Source organism: Ferruginibacter lapsinanis (genome assembly GCF_020783315.1).
Lineage (GTDB): Bacteria > Bacteroidota > Bacteroidia > Chitinophagales > Chitinophagaceae > Ferruginibacter > Ferruginibacter lapsinanis.
In genome coordinates this window covers 1,104,006-1,120,716 of sequence record NZ_CP086063.1, presented here as the reverse complement: position 1 = coordinate 1,120,716, position 16,711 = coordinate 1,104,006, and the positions used below count along the sequence as shown (strand labels likewise).

The 16,711-nt window shown below is 37.8% G+C and carries 14 protein-coding genes; 7 read left to right on the top strand and 7 right to left on the bottom strand.

All coding sequences use genetic code 11. The features are described 5' to 3' along the window. The first annotated feature begins 105 nt into the window (after window positions 1–105). On the top strand, window positions 106–861 hold the full coding sequence (locus tag LK994_RS04875) for a M90 family metallopeptidase (RefSeq protein ID WP_229761768.1): 756 nt from the start codon (window positions 106–108) through the stop codon (window positions 859–861). Between the two features lie 23 nt (window positions 862–884). Here LK994_RS04875 and LK994_RS04870 read toward each other — a convergent pair whose 3' ends face one another. The 3 genes from LK994_RS04870 to LK994_RS04860 all read right to left on the bottom strand — a co-directional run bounded on the left by LK994_RS04870 (window position 885) and on the right by LK994_RS04860 (window position 4,497). Further along, complete coding sequence (locus LK994_RS04870) at window positions 885–1,730, bottom strand: transglutaminase-like domain-containing protein (protein WP_229761767.1); 846 nt, start codon at window positions 1,728–1,730, stop codon at window positions 885–887. A 157-nt stretch (window positions 1,731–1,887) separates the two neighbouring features. Further along, window positions 1,888–4,077 (bottom strand): PspC domain-containing protein, encoded by a 2,190-nt coding sequence (locus LK994_RS04865; protein ID WP_229761766.1) that lies wholly within the window; start codon window positions 4,075–4,077, stop codon window positions 1,888–1,890. A gap of 54 nt (window positions 4,078–4,131) precedes the next feature. Beyond that, the gene (locus tag LK994_RS04860; protein WP_229761765.1) at window positions 4,132–4,497 is read right to left on the bottom strand and encodes a PadR family transcriptional regulator; all 366 of its coding nucleotides are present in this window, start codon (window positions 4,495–4,497) and stop codon (window positions 4,132–4,134) included. 329 nt (window positions 4,498–4,826) lie between these two features. Here LK994_RS04860 and LK994_RS04855 point away from each other — a divergent pair, with 329 nt between their 5' ends. Then, complete coding sequence (locus LK994_RS04855) at window positions 4,827–5,306, top strand: SRPBCC family protein (protein ID WP_229761764.1); 480 nt, start codon at window positions 4,827–4,829, stop codon at window positions 5,304–5,306. Between the two features lie 26 nt (window positions 5,307–5,332). Here LK994_RS04855 and feoB read toward each other — a convergent pair whose 3' ends face one another. Beyond that, a complete protein-coding gene (gene feoB, locus LK994_RS04850; protein ID WP_229761763.1) occupies window positions 5,333–7,450 on the bottom strand; it encodes a ferrous iron transport protein B in 2,118 nt (705 codons plus the stop codon). 100 nt (window positions 7,451–7,550) lie between these two features. Between feoB and LK994_RS04845 the strand changes: the two genes are divergently transcribed. Next, the gene (locus tag LK994_RS04845) at window positions 7,551–7,982 is read left to right on the top strand and encodes an IPExxxVDY family protein (RefSeq protein WP_229761762.1); all 432 of its coding nucleotides are present in this window, start codon (window positions 7,551–7,553) and stop codon (window positions 7,980–7,982) included. Further along, window positions 7,976–8,233 carry a 4a-hydroxytetrahydrobiopterin dehydratase gene (locus LK994_RS04840; protein ID WP_317206751.1) on the top strand — a complete coding sequence of 86 codons (258 nt, stop codon included), beginning with the start codon at window positions 7,976–7,978 and terminating at the stop codon, window positions 8,231–8,233. Before LK994_RS04845 ends, LK994_RS04840 begins: the two co-directional genes overlap by 7 nt. Window positions 8,234–8,240: 7 nt before the next feature. On the opposite strand, the gene LK994_RS04835 is transcribed toward LK994_RS04840, so the two are convergent. The 3 genes from LK994_RS04835 to LK994_RS04825 form a co-directional block, all read right to left on the bottom strand. After that, window positions 8,241–9,263, bottom strand: a complete 1,023-nt coding sequence (locus LK994_RS04835) for a hypothetical protein (protein ID WP_229761760.1) — start codon at window positions 9,261–9,263, stop codon at window positions 8,241–8,243. A 202-nt stretch (window positions 9,264–9,465) separates the two neighbouring features. Next, on the bottom strand, window positions 9,466–11,088 hold the full coding sequence (gene rho, locus LK994_RS04830) for a transcription termination factor Rho (RefSeq protein WP_262907882.1): 1,623 nt from the start codon (window positions 11,086–11,088) through the stop codon (window positions 9,466–9,468). Window positions 11,089–11,361: 273 nt separating this feature from the next. Next, a complete protein-coding gene (locus LK994_RS04825; protein ID WP_229761759.1) occupies window positions 11,362–12,345 on the bottom strand; it encodes a 2-hydroxyacid dehydrogenase in 984 nt (327 codons plus the stop codon). A 99-nt stretch (window positions 12,346–12,444) separates the two neighbouring features. Here LK994_RS04825 and asnS point away from each other — a divergent pair, with 99 nt between their 5' ends. The 3 genes from asnS to LK994_RS04810 all read left to right on the top strand — a co-directional run bounded on the left by asnS (window position 12,445) and on the right by LK994_RS04810 (window position 16,674). Further along, complete coding sequence (asnS, locus tag LK994_RS04820; RefSeq protein ID WP_229761758.1) at window positions 12,445–13,887, top strand: asparagine--tRNA ligase; 1,443 nt, start codon at window positions 12,445–12,447, stop codon at window positions 13,885–13,887. 187 nt (window positions 13,888–14,074) lie between these two features. Next, window positions 14,075–16,393 (top strand): T9SS type B sorting domain-containing protein, encoded by a 2,319-nt coding sequence (locus LK994_RS04815; RefSeq protein ID WP_229761757.1) that lies wholly within the window; start codon window positions 14,075–14,077, stop codon window positions 16,391–16,393. A 38-nt stretch (window positions 16,394–16,431) separates the two neighbouring features. After that, window positions 16,432–16,674, top strand: a complete 243-nt coding sequence (locus tag LK994_RS04810; protein ID WP_229761756.1) for a DUF3820 family protein — start codon at window positions 16,432–16,434, stop codon at window positions 16,672–16,674. Window positions 16,675–16,711 lie beyond the last annotated feature (37 nt).

Below are 16,711 nucleotides of genomic sequence, written 5' to 3'. Positions count from 1 at the left end.
AAAAGTAAATTAAAAATCACTGGTTTCTTTCCGGTCAGTAAAGTTAGTTTGTGAAAACAATCATTTCCGCACAACTGATTCAAAACCGATTGATTAAATTACAAGATGATTCCTTTTTTGCTTTTTATCGCCATTATTATAGGGACAATCTATTTTTTTCAACCAAAAAAGAAAATAGACCTCAACACTATTTCAATAAATACCGATGACCTTGAAAAGCAGGTGTTATTTTTTTCAAGATTATCAGTAGAAGAAAAAACTCGTTTTATAGAAGAAGTTAAATATTTTTTAGCCTCTGTAAAAATTACAGGTGTTGATACGGGTATAACAGAAACTGATAAACTGCTGGTTGCTTCAAGTGCTGTCATTCCTGTATTTCATTTTAAAGGTTGGCGATATTATAATTTACAGGAAGTGTTATTATACTCCGATGCAATTGATATGAATTTTTCCAGTACCGGACAAGGGCGTGACATTTTAGGCATGGTAGGCACAGGATACCTGGAAGGAAAAATGTTACTTTCCAAACCGGCTCTTGAATTGGGTTTTGATAACAGAACAGATAAGAATAACACTGCTATTCATGAGTTTGTACATTTGATCGACAAGATGGATGGAGAAACGGATGGGGTCCCGAAATTATTGATGAATCAACAATATGTAATACCATGGCTGGATATGATCCACCAGGAAATGAAAAAAATTGCTGCCAATCGCTCAGATATTAATGTATATGCTTACACCAATCAAACAGAATTTTTTGCTGTAGTAGCTGAATATTTTTTTGAACGACCAGACCTGTTGCAGCAAAAGCATCCGGATCTGTACAAAATGTTGTTGATGATGTTTAAGCAGGCTTAATATATATTGCCTGCATACAACTATCACATATATTTTTCATTCGGATCCGAATTATGTATATAATAAGGTTTATAGGCCGGATCTAAGGATTCGCATTTTACAATAATTGAAGTGCAGGTTGTCTCTCCGAAAATTGTTGCCACTGAGGCATCGGCAGCATCTCTTCCATTAGATATTTTTATTATCCCGTTTGCAGGAACCAATTTGGTAGGATCGAAAAACACCCATTGTCCACCAATATAAGCTTCGAAGCAGGCATGAAAATCCGGCGGAAACAAATTATATGCATATGCTGTAAAATAGCGTGCAGGAATAGAAATTGCCCTGCATAAAGCTATGGCCAGATGAGCGAAATCTCTGCATACACCCACACGTTCTGTTAGTGTATCATGTGCAGAGGTTCCAGAGTTGGTGGACCCTCCTATATATTCAACATTGTTATATATCCATTCGTTGATAGCCAGCACTTTTTCATATTCATTTTCCAGATGATCAAATTCTTTTCGGGCCAATCTTTCTAATTTGTCTGACTGGCAATACCGGCTTGGATAGAGGTATTGTATTACATCCAGATCTAAATCCATAACAGAAACTGCAGGCGATAATTGTTGAGGATCTATTTTATTATAGTGAAGGTCTACAATAGCACTATAGGTTATTTTGAAATTTATCTTATCATTTACGCAGAGTTGTGTAAACCTCGACTCCCTATTAGCCGAAGAAAATTCTTTACACTGATAAACCGGGTCAATGGTTAATGTTTCTTCAATAACCGTTTGATGGGAGGTTCGGGCTGCATGCAGGTTGAAAATAAAAGTGGTTGGAACCGGCACTATATATTCTAACTCACTAAACACCTGAAATTTCATACTTCTTTTATTTTCTATTATTAGATCCGATTCGTTTGTAATTTACAAACTTAACCTCAAAGTATTTTTTATACCTTTTACCAATAAAAAAAGAACCCCGTCATTTACGACAGGATTCCTTTTTGGTTTCAACTTCAACATAACTATTGAAACAACTTTACATCATTGAATTCATTATAGGTAGCCCGATAGGAGACGTGTATGCACTTGGGCTTTCTTTTAATATCTTTTCTTTCTCTTTTAATTGTTTTTGTTCTAAGGCTCGGTTCACAGAATCTTTTTCTCTTTCTTGTTTCGCCTCTAACGAATCAAAGCGTCTTTGTTTTATTTCATCTTTATCATCTGTGATAATATTCACTCCATTCGCATCAATCTTTATATGATTGTTACCATCTCTTATTTCTACCCCATGCTCATCAATTTTCAATTTATGATTCCCGTGCCGTCCTTCTTTAACAGAGTTGCCATCCAACGTATATAAGCCATCAGCTTTCATGATATACTCTACATTAGTTGTCCAGCCTCTTTCTTCATTTCCCCAATAATCATCCCAGCTACCTTCGCTATCGATACCAATGCTGATCTTTTCAGGCTCTGATTCCCAGATATTCTGATTGATCTTTATCTTTTTTCCAACCGGCACATATACATTGATCACTACATGTTGATTACGAAACTTTGATTTTGTTGTAATTGCAATACCTGAAGGCATTTGTACAATTGAATCTTTCTGAACAGGTACATAGTCAATCAGTGAAGCCAGGCTATCCGCATTCTGACGACTATAGCCATTGGCCAGTTTAATGATCGTTAGTTGAAAACTATCATTAGGTGATTTTAAGATCCTGAAGTGAACATTATTCACAAACACGGTGTCTTCATCAGTTACACCGGCAAAAGGCGAAATTTTCAACCATCTGTTCTTTTTGTTTTGTAGTATTAAATCATCAGGGCCAACGAATTCCAAACCACTTACCGAAGGATTCGACAATGCTATTTCATGTTCGGCTATATCATTACTTGTTCTAAAATCTTTGCTTACCAATGCCAGTAAAAAGATAAAGCAAACCCATCCTACGATCCAAAGACTGATAAAAGAAAAACGTATTATTTTACGATTGCCTTTTGCTTTAGCTAATCTGCGTATGATCCATGTAATTACACCAATAACCGGTACAGCCACAAAGAATAGTAATGTACCCCATGCCAATACACTTTGCCATCCATCTCTCAGTAAAAAATCTTTTAATGGAAATACTCCAATTGCGGCTATCGCAAAAGCAAATAACGCAGCCACCAATGCAAACCCAACACATCCTATTACAAAATAGGCAAACGCTTTTACTAAAAATACGATCACATCTCCTAATGAACGACTACTCCTTCTTGCTACGCTTCCCATTTCTGAGCCAACGGTTTTTCCTTTTTCTTCAGCAAATTTTGCTGCTTCGGTTCCAAATTTTTCGGCACGTCCCTGTACTCCTTTCATTTCTTCCATCACAGAATTTTTGATAGAATTCAGATCCACCTTTTCTCCTTTCATCTCTAATTTTTCGGCAGTTGTTACAGCTTCGGGTAAAACCAACCATAAAATAATGTATACGATCAATGCACCCGGGCTAAAGCTGAATCTTAAAAAATCGGGAAAATTTAAAAAACCAAAATGCCCCCATTTGAAAACAAAAGATAAAAATGGCAGTAGAAATAATACACGAGGGATCCATGCACTAACACCAAAGTAGTTTCCGATACCACTACCTACACCTGCTATTATCTTATCATCGGAGTCTCTGTATAGTTTTTTCCTTGTGCCTCCAATTTCTGCGGTAGCTGTACTTGGCACCGCTACCCACATAATAAAGTAAGCCAATATTCCTGTACCAAAAGCAAGACTTATCACCACAAAAATTATTCTTACCAAGATAGGATCAAGACCGAAATAATTTGCCAGCCCTGAACATACACCACCTATTACTTTATCATTTTCATTTCTATATAAGCGTTTAGGCGTAGCTGTTGCATTACCTGCATTTGGATTAGATTGTTCAGAAGGACCGGCAGATGCAGAAGAAGTATTCTCTTCAACTGTTTCAAAATCTTCCGGTCTGCCCATACTTTTAATGATCGCATTTACATCGTCATCAGTAATACAGGTAGCTCCTTTTTTAAGACGTTCCTGAAAAAGTTCGCCAATACGGCTTTCTATATCATTAATGATCTCTTCCTTGCCTTCCTCATTAGCAAAATAACGACCGAGACTTTCGGTATATTTTTTAAGTATATCAAACGCAGATACTTCTATAGGAACTACTTGTCCGTGGAAGTTTATGTTTATTACTTGTTTCATGATTATTAAATTTGTGTTTCGTTAGTTGGTTGCCTCCCAAAAAAACTGAATGTTTTAATCGGGGTTGTTGAAGTTGTTATTAAAATGGGTTTGTTCAGCATCCGAAAGCGCTTTCACCGCATTTGCCAATTCATTCCAGGTTGCTTCAAGCTCTTTATAAAATGTGGCTCCTTTTTCGGTTAATGAAAAATATTTACGTGGGGGACCACTATTACTTTCTACCCAACGGTAGGTTAAGAACTCTGCGTTTTTTAATCTGGTAAGGAGCGGATATAGGGTACCTTCAAATATATTGAGGTTGGCTGCTTTCATCTTATCAATAATATCTGAGGGATAAGCTTCTCCCTGTTTTATTACCGAAAGAATACAAAACTCCAAAACTCCCTTACGCATCTGGCTTGCTGTGTTATCAATATTCATAGCTATATATTTTAAAGCCTTTTTCTGATTGTGAATACCTGATAGTTGATATCTGATTTCCTATCGGGTTTCTGTACAGTTAATCAGCTTGACAATACAAATATACAAACATTTTAGTACTATGCAACACATAATACCATTTATTTTCTAGTAGTGGATGATGAATATTTGACATTTTTGGCTGTAATCCTTTACAGCACTGGTTTATATTTAATTTTTGATATATGAAGAAATAAAAATAGTTTTGACAAAAGGCAAATTTTTAGGGACAAACGGCATAAGATAGAGGAGGCAAAAACTATTTTCAGCATCACAACGTATATTTAAACATGGAAAAGGCCTATCAATACTCATTTGAAACAATCTGGCAAGTAAAAGCGCCACTTCAAAAAGTGTGGAAAGCTATTTATGAACAGGAAAAATGGCCTGATTGGTGGCGAGGAGTTATTAGTGTAGAAACTCTTCAGGAAGGAGATGAAACAGATCTGGGTAAAAAAGTAAGATATACCTGGAGAAGTATTTTACCGTATACATTAACGTTTGACATGGAATCCTGCAATATCCAGGAGCCCTTTATTTTAGAGGGAATAGCTTATGGTGAATTGGAAGGAGAAGGGAAATGGCGTTTCCTGGAAGAAAATGGTGTTACTACTCTCCAATATAACTGGGATGTAAACACTACAAAAAAATGGATGAATAATTTAAGACCCGTTTTAAAACCTTTATTCAAATGGAATCATGATGTGGTAATGAAACGTGGAGCAAGAGGATTAGCCAAAAAGTTAAACGCAGAATTGGTGAGGTATTAACCAGTTTAATTAGTCTAATAAACTCATCATTTAAAAATAATATATACCAACCAACTCAGCAGGTAAGCCAAGCCTGTCATATACACTAACTGAATCGCAGGCCATTTCCAACTACGAGTTTCTCTTTTTACAACAGCAAGTGTGCTCATACATTGCATAGCTAAGGCATAAAACACCAATAGGGATAATCCGGTTGCAAGATCATATACTTTAGTTCCATCCGCTCTTACCGCCGCCTGCATTTTTTGTCTTAGGGTACTGTTATTTTCATCAGCATTATCTCCCACACTATACAGTGTAGCCATCGTACCAACAAAAACTTCTCTTGCCGCAAAGGATGTAATTATCGCAATTCCAATTTTCCAATCATAGCCTAACGGACGAATACTCGGTTCTATTGATTTTCCGAGAATACCTGCAAATGAATTTTGCAACAACTCTGTTTTTCTGTGCTTGTTTATTTCGTCAGCTTTTTGCGGATCGGACACTACCATTCGGTCGTACTTAGCCGTTACTTTAGCCATTCTTTCTTTCGGACCATAGGTACTCAATGTCCACAACAGTAAACTGATTACCATAATTATTTTACCTGCATCAAAAACAAAGATCTTTGCTTTTTCGATCATGGTCGTTAATGCATTTTTCCATCTGGGTGCTCTGTACACAGGTAATTCTAAAATAAAAAAGCTTTTCTCTTTTATGTTAATGAAAAATTTCATGATGTATGACACGATGAGTGCCATAACAACACCGAGTAAATAAAGTCCCATCATCACCAACCCTTGCAGGCTTAAAAAACCAAAATATAATTTTGAAGGAATGACCAATGCGATCAAAATAGTATACACTGGCAGCCTGGCACTGCAACTCATAAATGGCGTAACCATTATCGTTAGTAACCGCTCTTTTCTATTCTCAATATTTCTTGCACTCATGATAGCCGGCACTGCACAGGCAAAACCACTGATCATCGGCATAACACTTTTTCCGTTCAGGCCCACTTTACGCATCAGTTTATCAGTTAAAAAACTGATCCTTGCCATATAGCCGGTATCCTCCAATAAAGTTATCAAGGCAAACAATATCATTATCTGAGGCACAAAAACCAATATACCACTCAACCCTGCCACCACTCCGTTAATCAACAGATCACTCCACCAAACCTGCGGCAATACTGTTGTTAAAAATCCACTTAGTTTACCAAAGATCCATTCTATGGCATCCATCGGGTATTGTGCAATCCAAAATACGCTTTGGAACAAGAGAAACAACACCACTATTAAAATAAGATAGCCCAATCTTTTGTGCAGAAAAATATCATCCAGTTTTTCGGTTAACAACGCCTTCTTTAAAGGGTCTGCTTCTACCACAGTTTGTTGCATGATATGTTTAATGCGGCCATAGCGCTGCATTATTTCTTCTGCCTGTGTTTTAGTTGGATTGAATTTATTTTTTTCTTCAACTGCTTCAATACTATTTTGTAATGCAGTATCGAGAATAAAGTTTTCGTGATTGATCAGATAGTGTAGGGCTGTATAAGCACTTAATCCTGGCACTAATTTCTTTACATCATCTATGGCGTCTTCTGCCAATGCATAACTATTGATAAAGTCTTTTGCCGGCACCCCAATATTTAAAGCCGTTTGTTCAATGATCTTTTTCAGTTGAGGAACCCCTTTGTTCTTTCTTGGATTGATCATTACAACCGGCACTCCCAACTCTCTTTCCAGTCCATTAATATCGATCTGCGTTCCTTTACTGTTTGCCAGATCCATCATGGACAAGGCCACCACTACAGGAATTTTTAAATCAATGATCTGGGAACAGAACAATAAATTTCTTTTAAGGTTGCTGGCATCGGCCACCAATACCACCATATCTGGCTTAATATCTGAATCTTGTTGTAACAGTACTTTGTAAGCCACCCACTCATCTGCCCGTTTTGGGTAAAGGCTATAGGTTCCGGGCAGATCAATAATGGTAGCAGACAGGTTTTCGCCAATGGCACACTTTCCGGTCTTTTTATCTACCGTTACTCCCGGAAAATTACCTACCTGCTGATTTAAGCCGGTAAGCACATTAAATAGCGAACTTTTCCCGCTGTTGGGGTTACCTACTAATGCTATGTTGATATGCTTTGTCAAAATTTATGCTGCAAAATTAAATGTAATTAGTGGTTTGTTCTTACGAATTAAGAAAGAAGGAGTTATTACCTTTACACCTGACACAATTTCATCTTTATTAATGAGACTTAAAATAGATAATGAGGCACTAGCAGAAGAATTTTTCGAGGAATCTGTTTTATTGGGTATTGTTGCGCCGGTTAAAGATTATTTGTTGTGCTGGAACCTGAACCAGATACTGGGCTTTAACTTTAGAATAAACACCGATCTGGAGATACAACTCACCAAAAGAAAGCGCACCTATTTTTTTTCTGTGTATGAATATATGGTTCCATCCATTGCCTTGACACACTATTTGTATAATAATCAGTTTGACGGAGAATATTTATTGCCGGAATTCAAACACCTGGACTTTTTATGGTTGATAAAAGGCGATTTTTATGCAGGTGAATTATCTCCACTGATACAATCTATCAAATCTTTACCAGGTGTACAATTGGTGGTAGAAATGACCAATGAGCAGATCAAAAACAAACAGCATCTTATATTATAATCAGCACACTAAATCGTTTACTTATGTGGGAAGAAAAAAATAATACGCTGTACAAAAAGTTTATGTTCAGAAATTTTTCTGAAGCATTTGCTTTCATGACCAGGGTAGCCATTGAAGCAGAAAAAGCCAATCATCATCCACTCTGGACAAACGTTTACAATAAAGTGGAGATATGGCTAAATACACATGATGCCGGAGATATTGTTACAGATAAAGACAGGGCTTTGGCAAAAGCTATTGACGGTTTGTAACCTAAAGTTATTTCTTTCGTCTCAACAATATTGCGGCATTGGTTTGCAGATCGGCGCTGAACCTCACTTCATACGTTGCATCACCATCGTTTACTACCAATAGGCCTGTATTAGGAGGAATACTTCCCAGGTTCTCCGCATACATTACTAATTGTAAAGAATCCGAACCTGCTGCTTTATCTATGTAAATTGTTTTTCGGTTGGGCTTGGTTGTTAGTGCTGCTTTTTCGAAAATAACTTTTCCATTTAACAACACACTTACCACATCTCCATCTACTTCGCCATTGTCATATAAAGTAAGCGTAAGGCTGTCTGCTGTAAAAAACACTTCCTGTGTATTCACTATCTTTCTTTTAGCCACATCAGCCGCAGCTGCAGGAATAACAACAACAGGAGATGGCACCACTACAGGTTTTTTAACCGCTATTGTATCTTGTTTGACCGTTTTTTTTGCAACAACTTTTGGTTTTTCTACTTTTACTACAGCCGCCACAATCGGTTCCGGCTTTTTCTCCTGCGGAACAAAGGAAAGCGTATTGGTAGCATTTAATGAATCAAGTTTTTTAAATAATTCTGCCGACTTATAATCTGACTTGCGTTGTAAACGGACAGTGCCCGAAAACGGCAGATACTTTATTGTTCTGTTTGTGCTCCACTTACCCGACAACACCATTATTGTATCCTCAACACTCAATGACACTGCAGTTAATTGATGAACCCCTTTTGGAGGCCTGGCACTGTAAGTATCAAAGAAAAGCCCTGCGTCTTCAATAAATAGCTGATCTCCCTTTTTCCTGATCTTTAATTTTTTAATCCCCAATTCTTTTTTCCCATCTATTTCAAATATAGTAGAGGAGTAACCAGAAAGTTTTCCGTTTTCTTCGCTCAAAGCCAATTCGTAGGGATGGTATCTTTTGGTTGTATCATTATACAATGCTCCTACCCATAACCCTGTTATGTCCTGCGAAAAGACTTTACCAAAGGGTGATAACAGTAAAATAAAAAGGACGGCAGCAGAATATTTTTTCATGTTTTTATTTGTAGTATTACTGAGAACAAATCTACCCACAAATATCCTGATGGTAAAAAATATTGCATTGTTTATCTTTCGGCATTGTTAAAATAATACTTTGGTCTAGCCTTCGGCCTTATCTGCATAGATAACCATTACAGAAGGGAATATAAAAAGCCATCCTAAAAAGGATGGCTTTAAAAAATATTTATTAATAGGATTATCCGTTCATTGAAGTAAGAAACTCAATATTATCTTTAGTGCCTTTCATGTTTTTCAATAAAGTATTGATCGCTTCCTCTGTATTCATATCCGCCATATGCTTACGCAATACCCACATACGTTGGAAGGTGTCTTTATCCAATAACAAATCATCCCTACGGGTAGATGAGGCAACGATATCAATTGCAGGATAGATACGACGATTAGATAATTTTCTATCTAACTGTAATTCCATATTACCCGTTCCTTTAAATTCTTCAAAGATCACCTCATCCATTTTACTACCGGTATCAACCAATGCTGTTGCAATAATGGTAAGCGATCCACCATTTTCTATTTTACGAGCCGCCCCAAAAAATTGTTTTGGTTTTTGCATCGCATTTGCTTCCACACCACCTGATAATACTTTACCACTTGATGGAGCAACCGTATTATGTGCTCTTGCCAAACGAGTGATACTATCTAACAGGATCACCACATCATGCCCGCACTCAACTAAGCGTTTTGCTTTTTGCAATGCGATGGTACTTACTTTAACATGCTTTTCAGCAGGTTCATCAAAAGTACTTGCAATCACTTCAGCTTTTACGCTACGTTCCATATCAGTTACCTCTTCCGGTCTTTCATCTACCAATACGATCATCAAATAACATTCGGGATGGTTTTCTGCGATTGCATTTGCCAGTTCTTTCAACAGCATTGTTTTACCTGTCTTAGGCTGTGCAACGATCAATCCACGTTGTCCTTTACCAATAGGAGTAAACAGATCCATTATCCTTGTGCTGTAGTTGCTGGCACTTGTAGATAAATTTAATTTTTCGAAAGGAAATAACGGAGTCAGGTAATCGAAAGGAACCCTGTCTCTTACTTCATCCGGGCTTTTACCGTTAATGGTTTCAACCTTTAATAAAGCGAAGTATTTTTCACCTTCTTTAGGAGGACGAACACTTCCGTAAACGGTATCGCCGGTTTTTAAACCAAATAATTTTATTTGAGAAGGAGATACATAAATATCATCCGGAGAAGATAAATAATTGTAATCGCTACTGCGTAAAAAACCATATCCATCAGGCATCATTTCCAACACCCCTTCACCTAAAATAATACCATCAAATTCAATATTGAAAACTGATTGGTCTCTTCTTTGTTGCGGTTGTTTGGGCGTGTATTGACGACCATTGTCATCGATTGGCAATGCTTCCGGTTGTTGGATATCTTCTTCCTGTAAAAGTGAAGCAATGGCAGGAGGTATGGTACTGTTTTCGCTGGTAATAGGCTGTAATTCTTCTTCGTCCTCTTCTTCCTGCTTCGGTTCTTCTTTTTTGATTGGCTTTTTTACAGGTTCTGCTTTTCTGGCCAACTTTGGTTCAGGTTTAGGTTTTTCCTGCATAACCTCTGCATCTTCGGTACTATTAGCTGTCGACGTTTTTACAATACGTTTCCGTTTTGGTTTATCGTCGTCTTCGTTTTTAACGGCTGCATTCATAATTGCTTGTTTATCCAGGATCTTATAGATAAGCTCCTGTTTGTCTAATTTTTTTGCGTTTGGAATTTTTTGTTGCTCCGCTATATCGAGCAACTCGGGAACAACCATGTCGTTCAGTTGTAAAATATCGTACATAAAGTTGAAAATGATTTCTTCAAAAATCCGCTCTTAAAATCTGAAATGTAAATTTGGAATTATTATTGATGGAATGTGACTATCTGATGGCAGTGAATGAAATGGAAAACCGTTATCAGTATTATTCCAATGCAATATTACAACGTTTTTGTATAAAAAAACAATTTTTTATTTTTTCCTTTTGTCGGACTATTCCCTTTAGTATACTGGAGAAAAGCCAATCGCTTCGGCTTTTATGAGGTTTTTGCACAGTTATGCCAGGCCCGATATAACTTATACTACAATATTTTTTAATGTTTTACCCTCTACAAATCCATCTACATTACTCAAGGTTGTTTCTGCGATCTGGGTTAATGCTTCCTCTGTAAAAAAGCCCTGGTGTGAGGTGATCAGTACATTAGGGAAACTGAGCAATCGCATGATGATATCATCCTGAATGACATTTTCTGACAGATCCTTAAAGAATAATGTCTCTTCCTGTTCATAAACATCTAATCCCAAATAACCTATTTTACCATTTTTAAGCGCTTCAATGGTATCGGCTGTTTCTATTAAAGCCCCTCTGCTAGTATTAATGAGCATTACACCATGTTTCATCATAGCAATTGTTTGGGCATTGATAATATGCCTTGTTTGCTCTGTTAGCGGGCAATGCAATGAAATGATATCAGCCTGATCCAAGATATCCATCAAAGGCAGGTATTCTACCCCTTTAGCTTCTAATTCTTTATTGGCCATAATATCAAAGGCAAGTACTTTACAGCCGAAGCCTGTCATGATATCACAAAAAGCCTGTCCGATCTTTCCGGTGCCGATCACCCCTACCTTTTTCCCATACAGATCAAAGCCAAGCAATCTCTCAAGAGAAAAGTTCGTTTCCCTTACCCTGTTATATGCCTTATGTGTTTTACGATTCAATGTCAAAATCAGTGCTGCAGCATGTTCTGCTACCGCATGTGGAGAATATGCCGGAACCCTCACAACAGTGATATTGTTTTCTTTTGCCGCCTGCAGATCTACATTATTAAACCCTGCACAACGCAAAGCGATCAATTGCACACCCGATCTTTTCAGTTCGCTGATAACGACCGCATTAAGGGTATCATTTACAAATACGCAAACAGCCTGACAGCCAGCCGTTAAATTGACCGTGTGTTCATTTAACGGAGATTCAAAATAAACAATGGTATGACCGACATTATGCCTGTCAAAGAATTGTTTGTCATAAGCTTTAGCCGAAAAGAATGCAATTTTCATATTTGTAAAGGTATTGTTACTGTGCTATTTTCGAAGATATAAAAACTTCCAAACTCATAAAGCAGGATAAATTATCTTTGCTCTCCAAAATACAGGACTATGTTCAATAAGAGGATTAAAATTAAGGAGCTTTTATCAAGCGATAAAACCAATTACCAGGCAACAGTAATGGGTTGGGTACGCACATTCCGTAACAACCAGTTTATAGCATTGAATGATGGGAGCACTAATAATAATATACAGGTAGTAGCAGAGTTAGGAAAATTTGACGATGCCGTTTTAAAACGCCTGACCACAGGCGCTTGTATCAAAGCCACCGGCCAAGTGATCGCATCTTTAGGGAAAGGACAAAAAGTAGAATTGAAAGCAACAGAAATAGAAATTTTAGGTGACAGTGATGCAGAAAAATTTCCTTTACAACCTAAAAAACACAGCCTTGAATTTTTGAGAGAGATCGCTCATTTGCGTTTCAGAACAAATACATTCAGTGCTGTTTTTCGTGTACGCCATGCGTTAGCATTTGCTATTCATAAATTTTTCAACGATAAAGGATTTGTTTATTTGCATACGCCGATCATCACTGCAAGTGACGCAGAAGGTGCCGGTGAAATGTTCAGAGTAACCACTTTACCTATTGATGGCACTGCTCCAAAAAATGAAGATGGGTCGATAAATTTTAAAGAAGATTTTTTTGGCAAGAGCACCAACCTTACTGTTAGCGGGCAACTGGAAGGCGAACTGGCAGCAATGGCATTTAGTGATATCTATACATTCGGACCAACATTCAGAGCTGAAAATAGTAATACTACCAGGCATTTGGCGGAATTCTGGATGATAGAACCTGAAGTTGCATTTAACGATCTTGAAGATAATATGAACCTTGCTGAAGAGTTTATCAAGTACGTGATAAAGCATGCAATGGAAAATAATAAAGAAGATCTGGAGTTTTTAGGACAGCGTTTGGAAGAAGAAGAAAAACAAAAACCACAGGCAGACAGAAGCGAAATGAGCTTGTTAGATAAATTGAATTTTGTAGTAAATAATGATTTTGAAAGACTAACTTATACAGAAGCCATTGATATTTTAAGGGAAAGCAATCACAATAAGAAAAAGAAATTTCAATACCTAATCGATGGATGGGGTGTTGATCTGCAAAGTGAACATGAAAGGTATTTGGTAGAAAAACATTTTAAAAAACCGGTGATCCTTACTGATTATCCAAAAGACATCAAAGCTTTTTACATGCGTCAGAATGACGATGGAAAAACAGTAGCGGCTATGGATATATTAGCTCCGGGCATTGGCGAAATTGTAGGCGGTTCACAAAGAGAAGAAAGGCTGGACCTATTATTACAACGGATGAAGGAAATGCATATTCCCGCTGAAGAAATGAGCTTCTATCTCGATACCCGTAGGTTTGGTAGTTGTCCGCATGCCGGCTTCGGACTTGGATTTGAGCGTTTGGTACAATTTGTTACCGGTATGGGAAATATCAGAGATGTTATTCCTTTCCCAAGGTATCCGAAAAGTGCAGAATTTTAATTTCTTTACTACCCATATAAAGTGGTTAAAAAAATTAAAGAGCGATCATAGAATTTATGATCGCTCTTTTTATTTACTGCTTTCTCTGGTAGAAACTGTATTTACTTTGTTAAAGGCTGCTTAAATGCGCTCAAACCGCTCTTATAAAACATAATTGGTATATTTTTACAGACCTAATAATGTGTTGTTGAAAAATTTATATAAACGCTTATTCCTTATTTGTGCTGCTATGATCGTGGTTATATGGGCTGATGCACAGTGCGGTAGTACTATAAACACTTTTCCCTATACACAAGATCTTGAATCGAATGATGGTGGTTGGGTTACGGGTGGCGTCAATAGTGACTGGGGATATGGCATTCCCCGAAAACCGATCATCAATACCGCTTATTCAGGAACCAAATGCTGGATAATCGGCGATCCTACGGCAAGCAATTACAATGGAAGTCAATCTTCCTGGCTGCAAAGTCCTTGTTTTGATCTTTCTTCCATGCAATACCCGGTAATATCATTTGCATTTTGGGGAGAATCAGAAAGAAATTTTGATGGCACCGGCTTTCAGTATTCTTTAGACAAAGGAGCCACATGGCTAAATGCAGGATCAGCCAATACTGCTACGGATTGCCTGAATCAAAACTGGTTTAATACAAGCACAGTAAGGTATTTGCCATTAATGCAATCCGGCACTGGTTGGTCGGGAAGTACAGGTGGATGGGTCATTGCCAAAAAAGCGCTTCCTGCCACCGGTAGAAAAAACAATGTGATCTTTCGCTTTGTGTTCGGATCCGGTTCTATCAATAATAATTTTGACGGAGTAGCAATAGACGATTTTTCTATAAGCGAAGCTCCTCCCAACAGTGCCGATTTTACCTATGCCTGTTCGGCTAATGGTGCGGTAAAATTTACAAACACCTCTGCTTTATGTCCGAAGAGTTTTATTTGGGATTTTGGCGATCCTGCATCGGGAGCAAATAATACATCTTCATTGTCTAATCCTGAACATACTTTTTCGGCTGCCGGCACTTATACCATAACCTTTACCGTTAGTAGTCCGGACAATGCTCCTTCTACCATCTCCAAAACGATCAGTGTATTAGGGGTATCAACAACTATCACCAAACCAATAAATTGCTTTGGTGATAGTAACGGAGAAATACAGGCAATAGCCAGTGGTAACCCCGGGCCATTTACTTATACCTGGAACACCACACCGCCACAATCCGGTAATATTATCGCCAATCTTTCTTCAGGAACTTATACCGTAACCGTAAATGCTGCCAATGTTTGCACTACAGCCGCTACCGTGATCTTAGATGAACCCGATGCATTGCAACATACTGTCAATCTTATACCACCGGGTTGTGTTGCACCAACAGGTACAGCAACTATTACCGAAACCGGAGGAACAGCTCCTTACACTTATTCATGGTTTCCTTTTGGCGGAACGAATGCAAAAGCTACCGGATTAACACAAGGAAAATATACTGTAACGGTTACGGACAGCCGATCATGTACTGATGTATTTGATATTGATGTTGTAAATGTTTTCCCTCCAACTGTAAACATAAGTAACATCACAGATGTAAAATGCAATGGTGGTAATAATGGCGCTGCAACAGCAACCATCACCGGAGGATTAGACCCTATAACATACAGCTGGAATACAAACCCGGTTCAAACTGATCTTACAGCCATTAACCTTAAAGCCGGTGATTATCTTTTTACAGTAAAAGACGCCAACAATTGTACTGTAGCTACACCTGTTACTATAAACGAACCTGCTCCTATTACCGCAGTGGCGCAAACAACCAATACCACCTGTGGTTTAAAAAATGGTTCGATTACTATTACACCTTCAGGCAATGTCAGCGACTATCAATATTTATGGACACCGGATATCAGTACAAACAACAATGCATTTAGCATTTCGTCGGGAAGATATTCGGTTCAGTTAGTAAATGCTAATGGTTGCAGCAAAGACATCAACAATATTATTGTCCCAAACATTGGTAGTTCGAGTAAAATATTTTTAGGAAAAGACACTACTATTTGCAGCGGCGAAACAACCATTTTATCTCCTGGCACTTTTGATACTTATTTATGGCAAAATAATTCTACCAATGCAACTTTCTCCGTTGCTCAATCAGGAAAATATTGGGTACGTGTAACTAACGCTGATGGCTGTGTATCTTCTGATACTATCAATGTGAAATATGTAGATGACTGTATTGATATTTATTTCCCAAATTCCTTTTCACCAAATGGAGATGGATTGAATGACCAATTTGGTCCGGTTGGAAATTTTAATGCCGTGAGTAATTATACCCTGACCGTTTACAACCGCTGGGGGCAACAGGTTTTCTTCAGTGCCGACCCTAGAAAAAAATGGAGCGGAGAAAACAACGGGCAAATATCCGCTACTGCTAATTATATTTGGTTCTCCACATATACATTCAGGGGACAAGGAACAAAATTTAAAAAAGGTTCCGTTATTATTGTAAGATAAACAACAAGTCAACAATCACCATACATCAAATTCAATTTATGTCCGAAGAGCTGCAACCCAATGGCGAACTCCTTCTGCAACTGGTTTCAATGAAAATGCCATTCGGAAAATATAAAGACAGGTTGCTTTGCGACCTTCCCGTTTCTTACCTGGAATGGTTTCAGCGAAACGGATTCCCGACAGGAAAACTAGGCATGTTATTACAAACTATTTACGAAATAAAACTGAACGGACTAGAAGACCTTTTGAGGCCTTTAAAAAACAATCAACAAAAAATGTGATCTCGTCAAACCCTTTCGGAACACGGCAACAATCATA

Excerpts from the sequence above, each read along its gene's own strand:
- rho (WP_262907882.1), bottom strand. The coding sequence starts at position 11,088 with ATGTACGATATTTTACAACTGAACGACATGGTTGTTCCCGAGTTGCTC.
- asnS (WP_229761758.1), top strand. The coding sequence starts at position 12,445 with ATGTTCAATAAGAGGATTAAAATTAAGGAGCTTTTATCAAGCGATAAA.
- LK994_RS04870 (WP_229761767.1), bottom strand. The coding sequence starts at position 1,730 with ATGAAATTTCAGGTGTTTAGTGAGTTAGAATATATAGTGCCGGTTCCA.
- LK994_RS04875 (WP_229761768.1), top strand. The coding sequence starts at position 106 with ATGATTCCTTTTTTGCTTTTTATCGCCATTATTATAGGGACAATCTAT.
- LK994_RS04845 (WP_229761762.1), top strand. The coding sequence starts at position 7,551 with ATGAGACTTAAAATAGATAATGAGGCACTAGCAGAAGAATTTTTCGAG.
- LK994_RS04810 (WP_229761756.1), top strand. The coding sequence starts at position 16,432 with ATGTCCGAAGAGCTGCAACCCAATGGCGAACTCCTTCTGCAACTGGTT.
- LK994_RS04860 (WP_229761765.1), bottom strand. The coding sequence starts at position 4,497 with ATGAATATTGATAACACAGCAAGCCAGATGCGTAAGGGAGTTTTGGAG.
- LK994_RS04835 (WP_229761760.1), bottom strand. The coding sequence starts at position 9,263 with ATGAAAAAATATTCTGCTGCCGTCCTTTTTATTTTACTGTTATCACCC.
- LK994_RS04825 (WP_229761759.1), bottom strand. The coding sequence starts at position 12,345 with ATGAAAATTGCATTCTTTTCGGCTAAAGCTTATGACAAACAATTCTTT.
- LK994_RS04855 (WP_229761764.1), top strand. The coding sequence starts at position 4,827 with ATGGAAAAGGCCTATCAATACTCATTTGAAACAATCTGGCAAGTAAAA.
- LK994_RS04865 (WP_229761766.1), bottom strand. The coding sequence starts at position 4,077 with ATGAAACAAGTAATAAACATAAACTTCCACGGACAAGTAGTTCCTATA.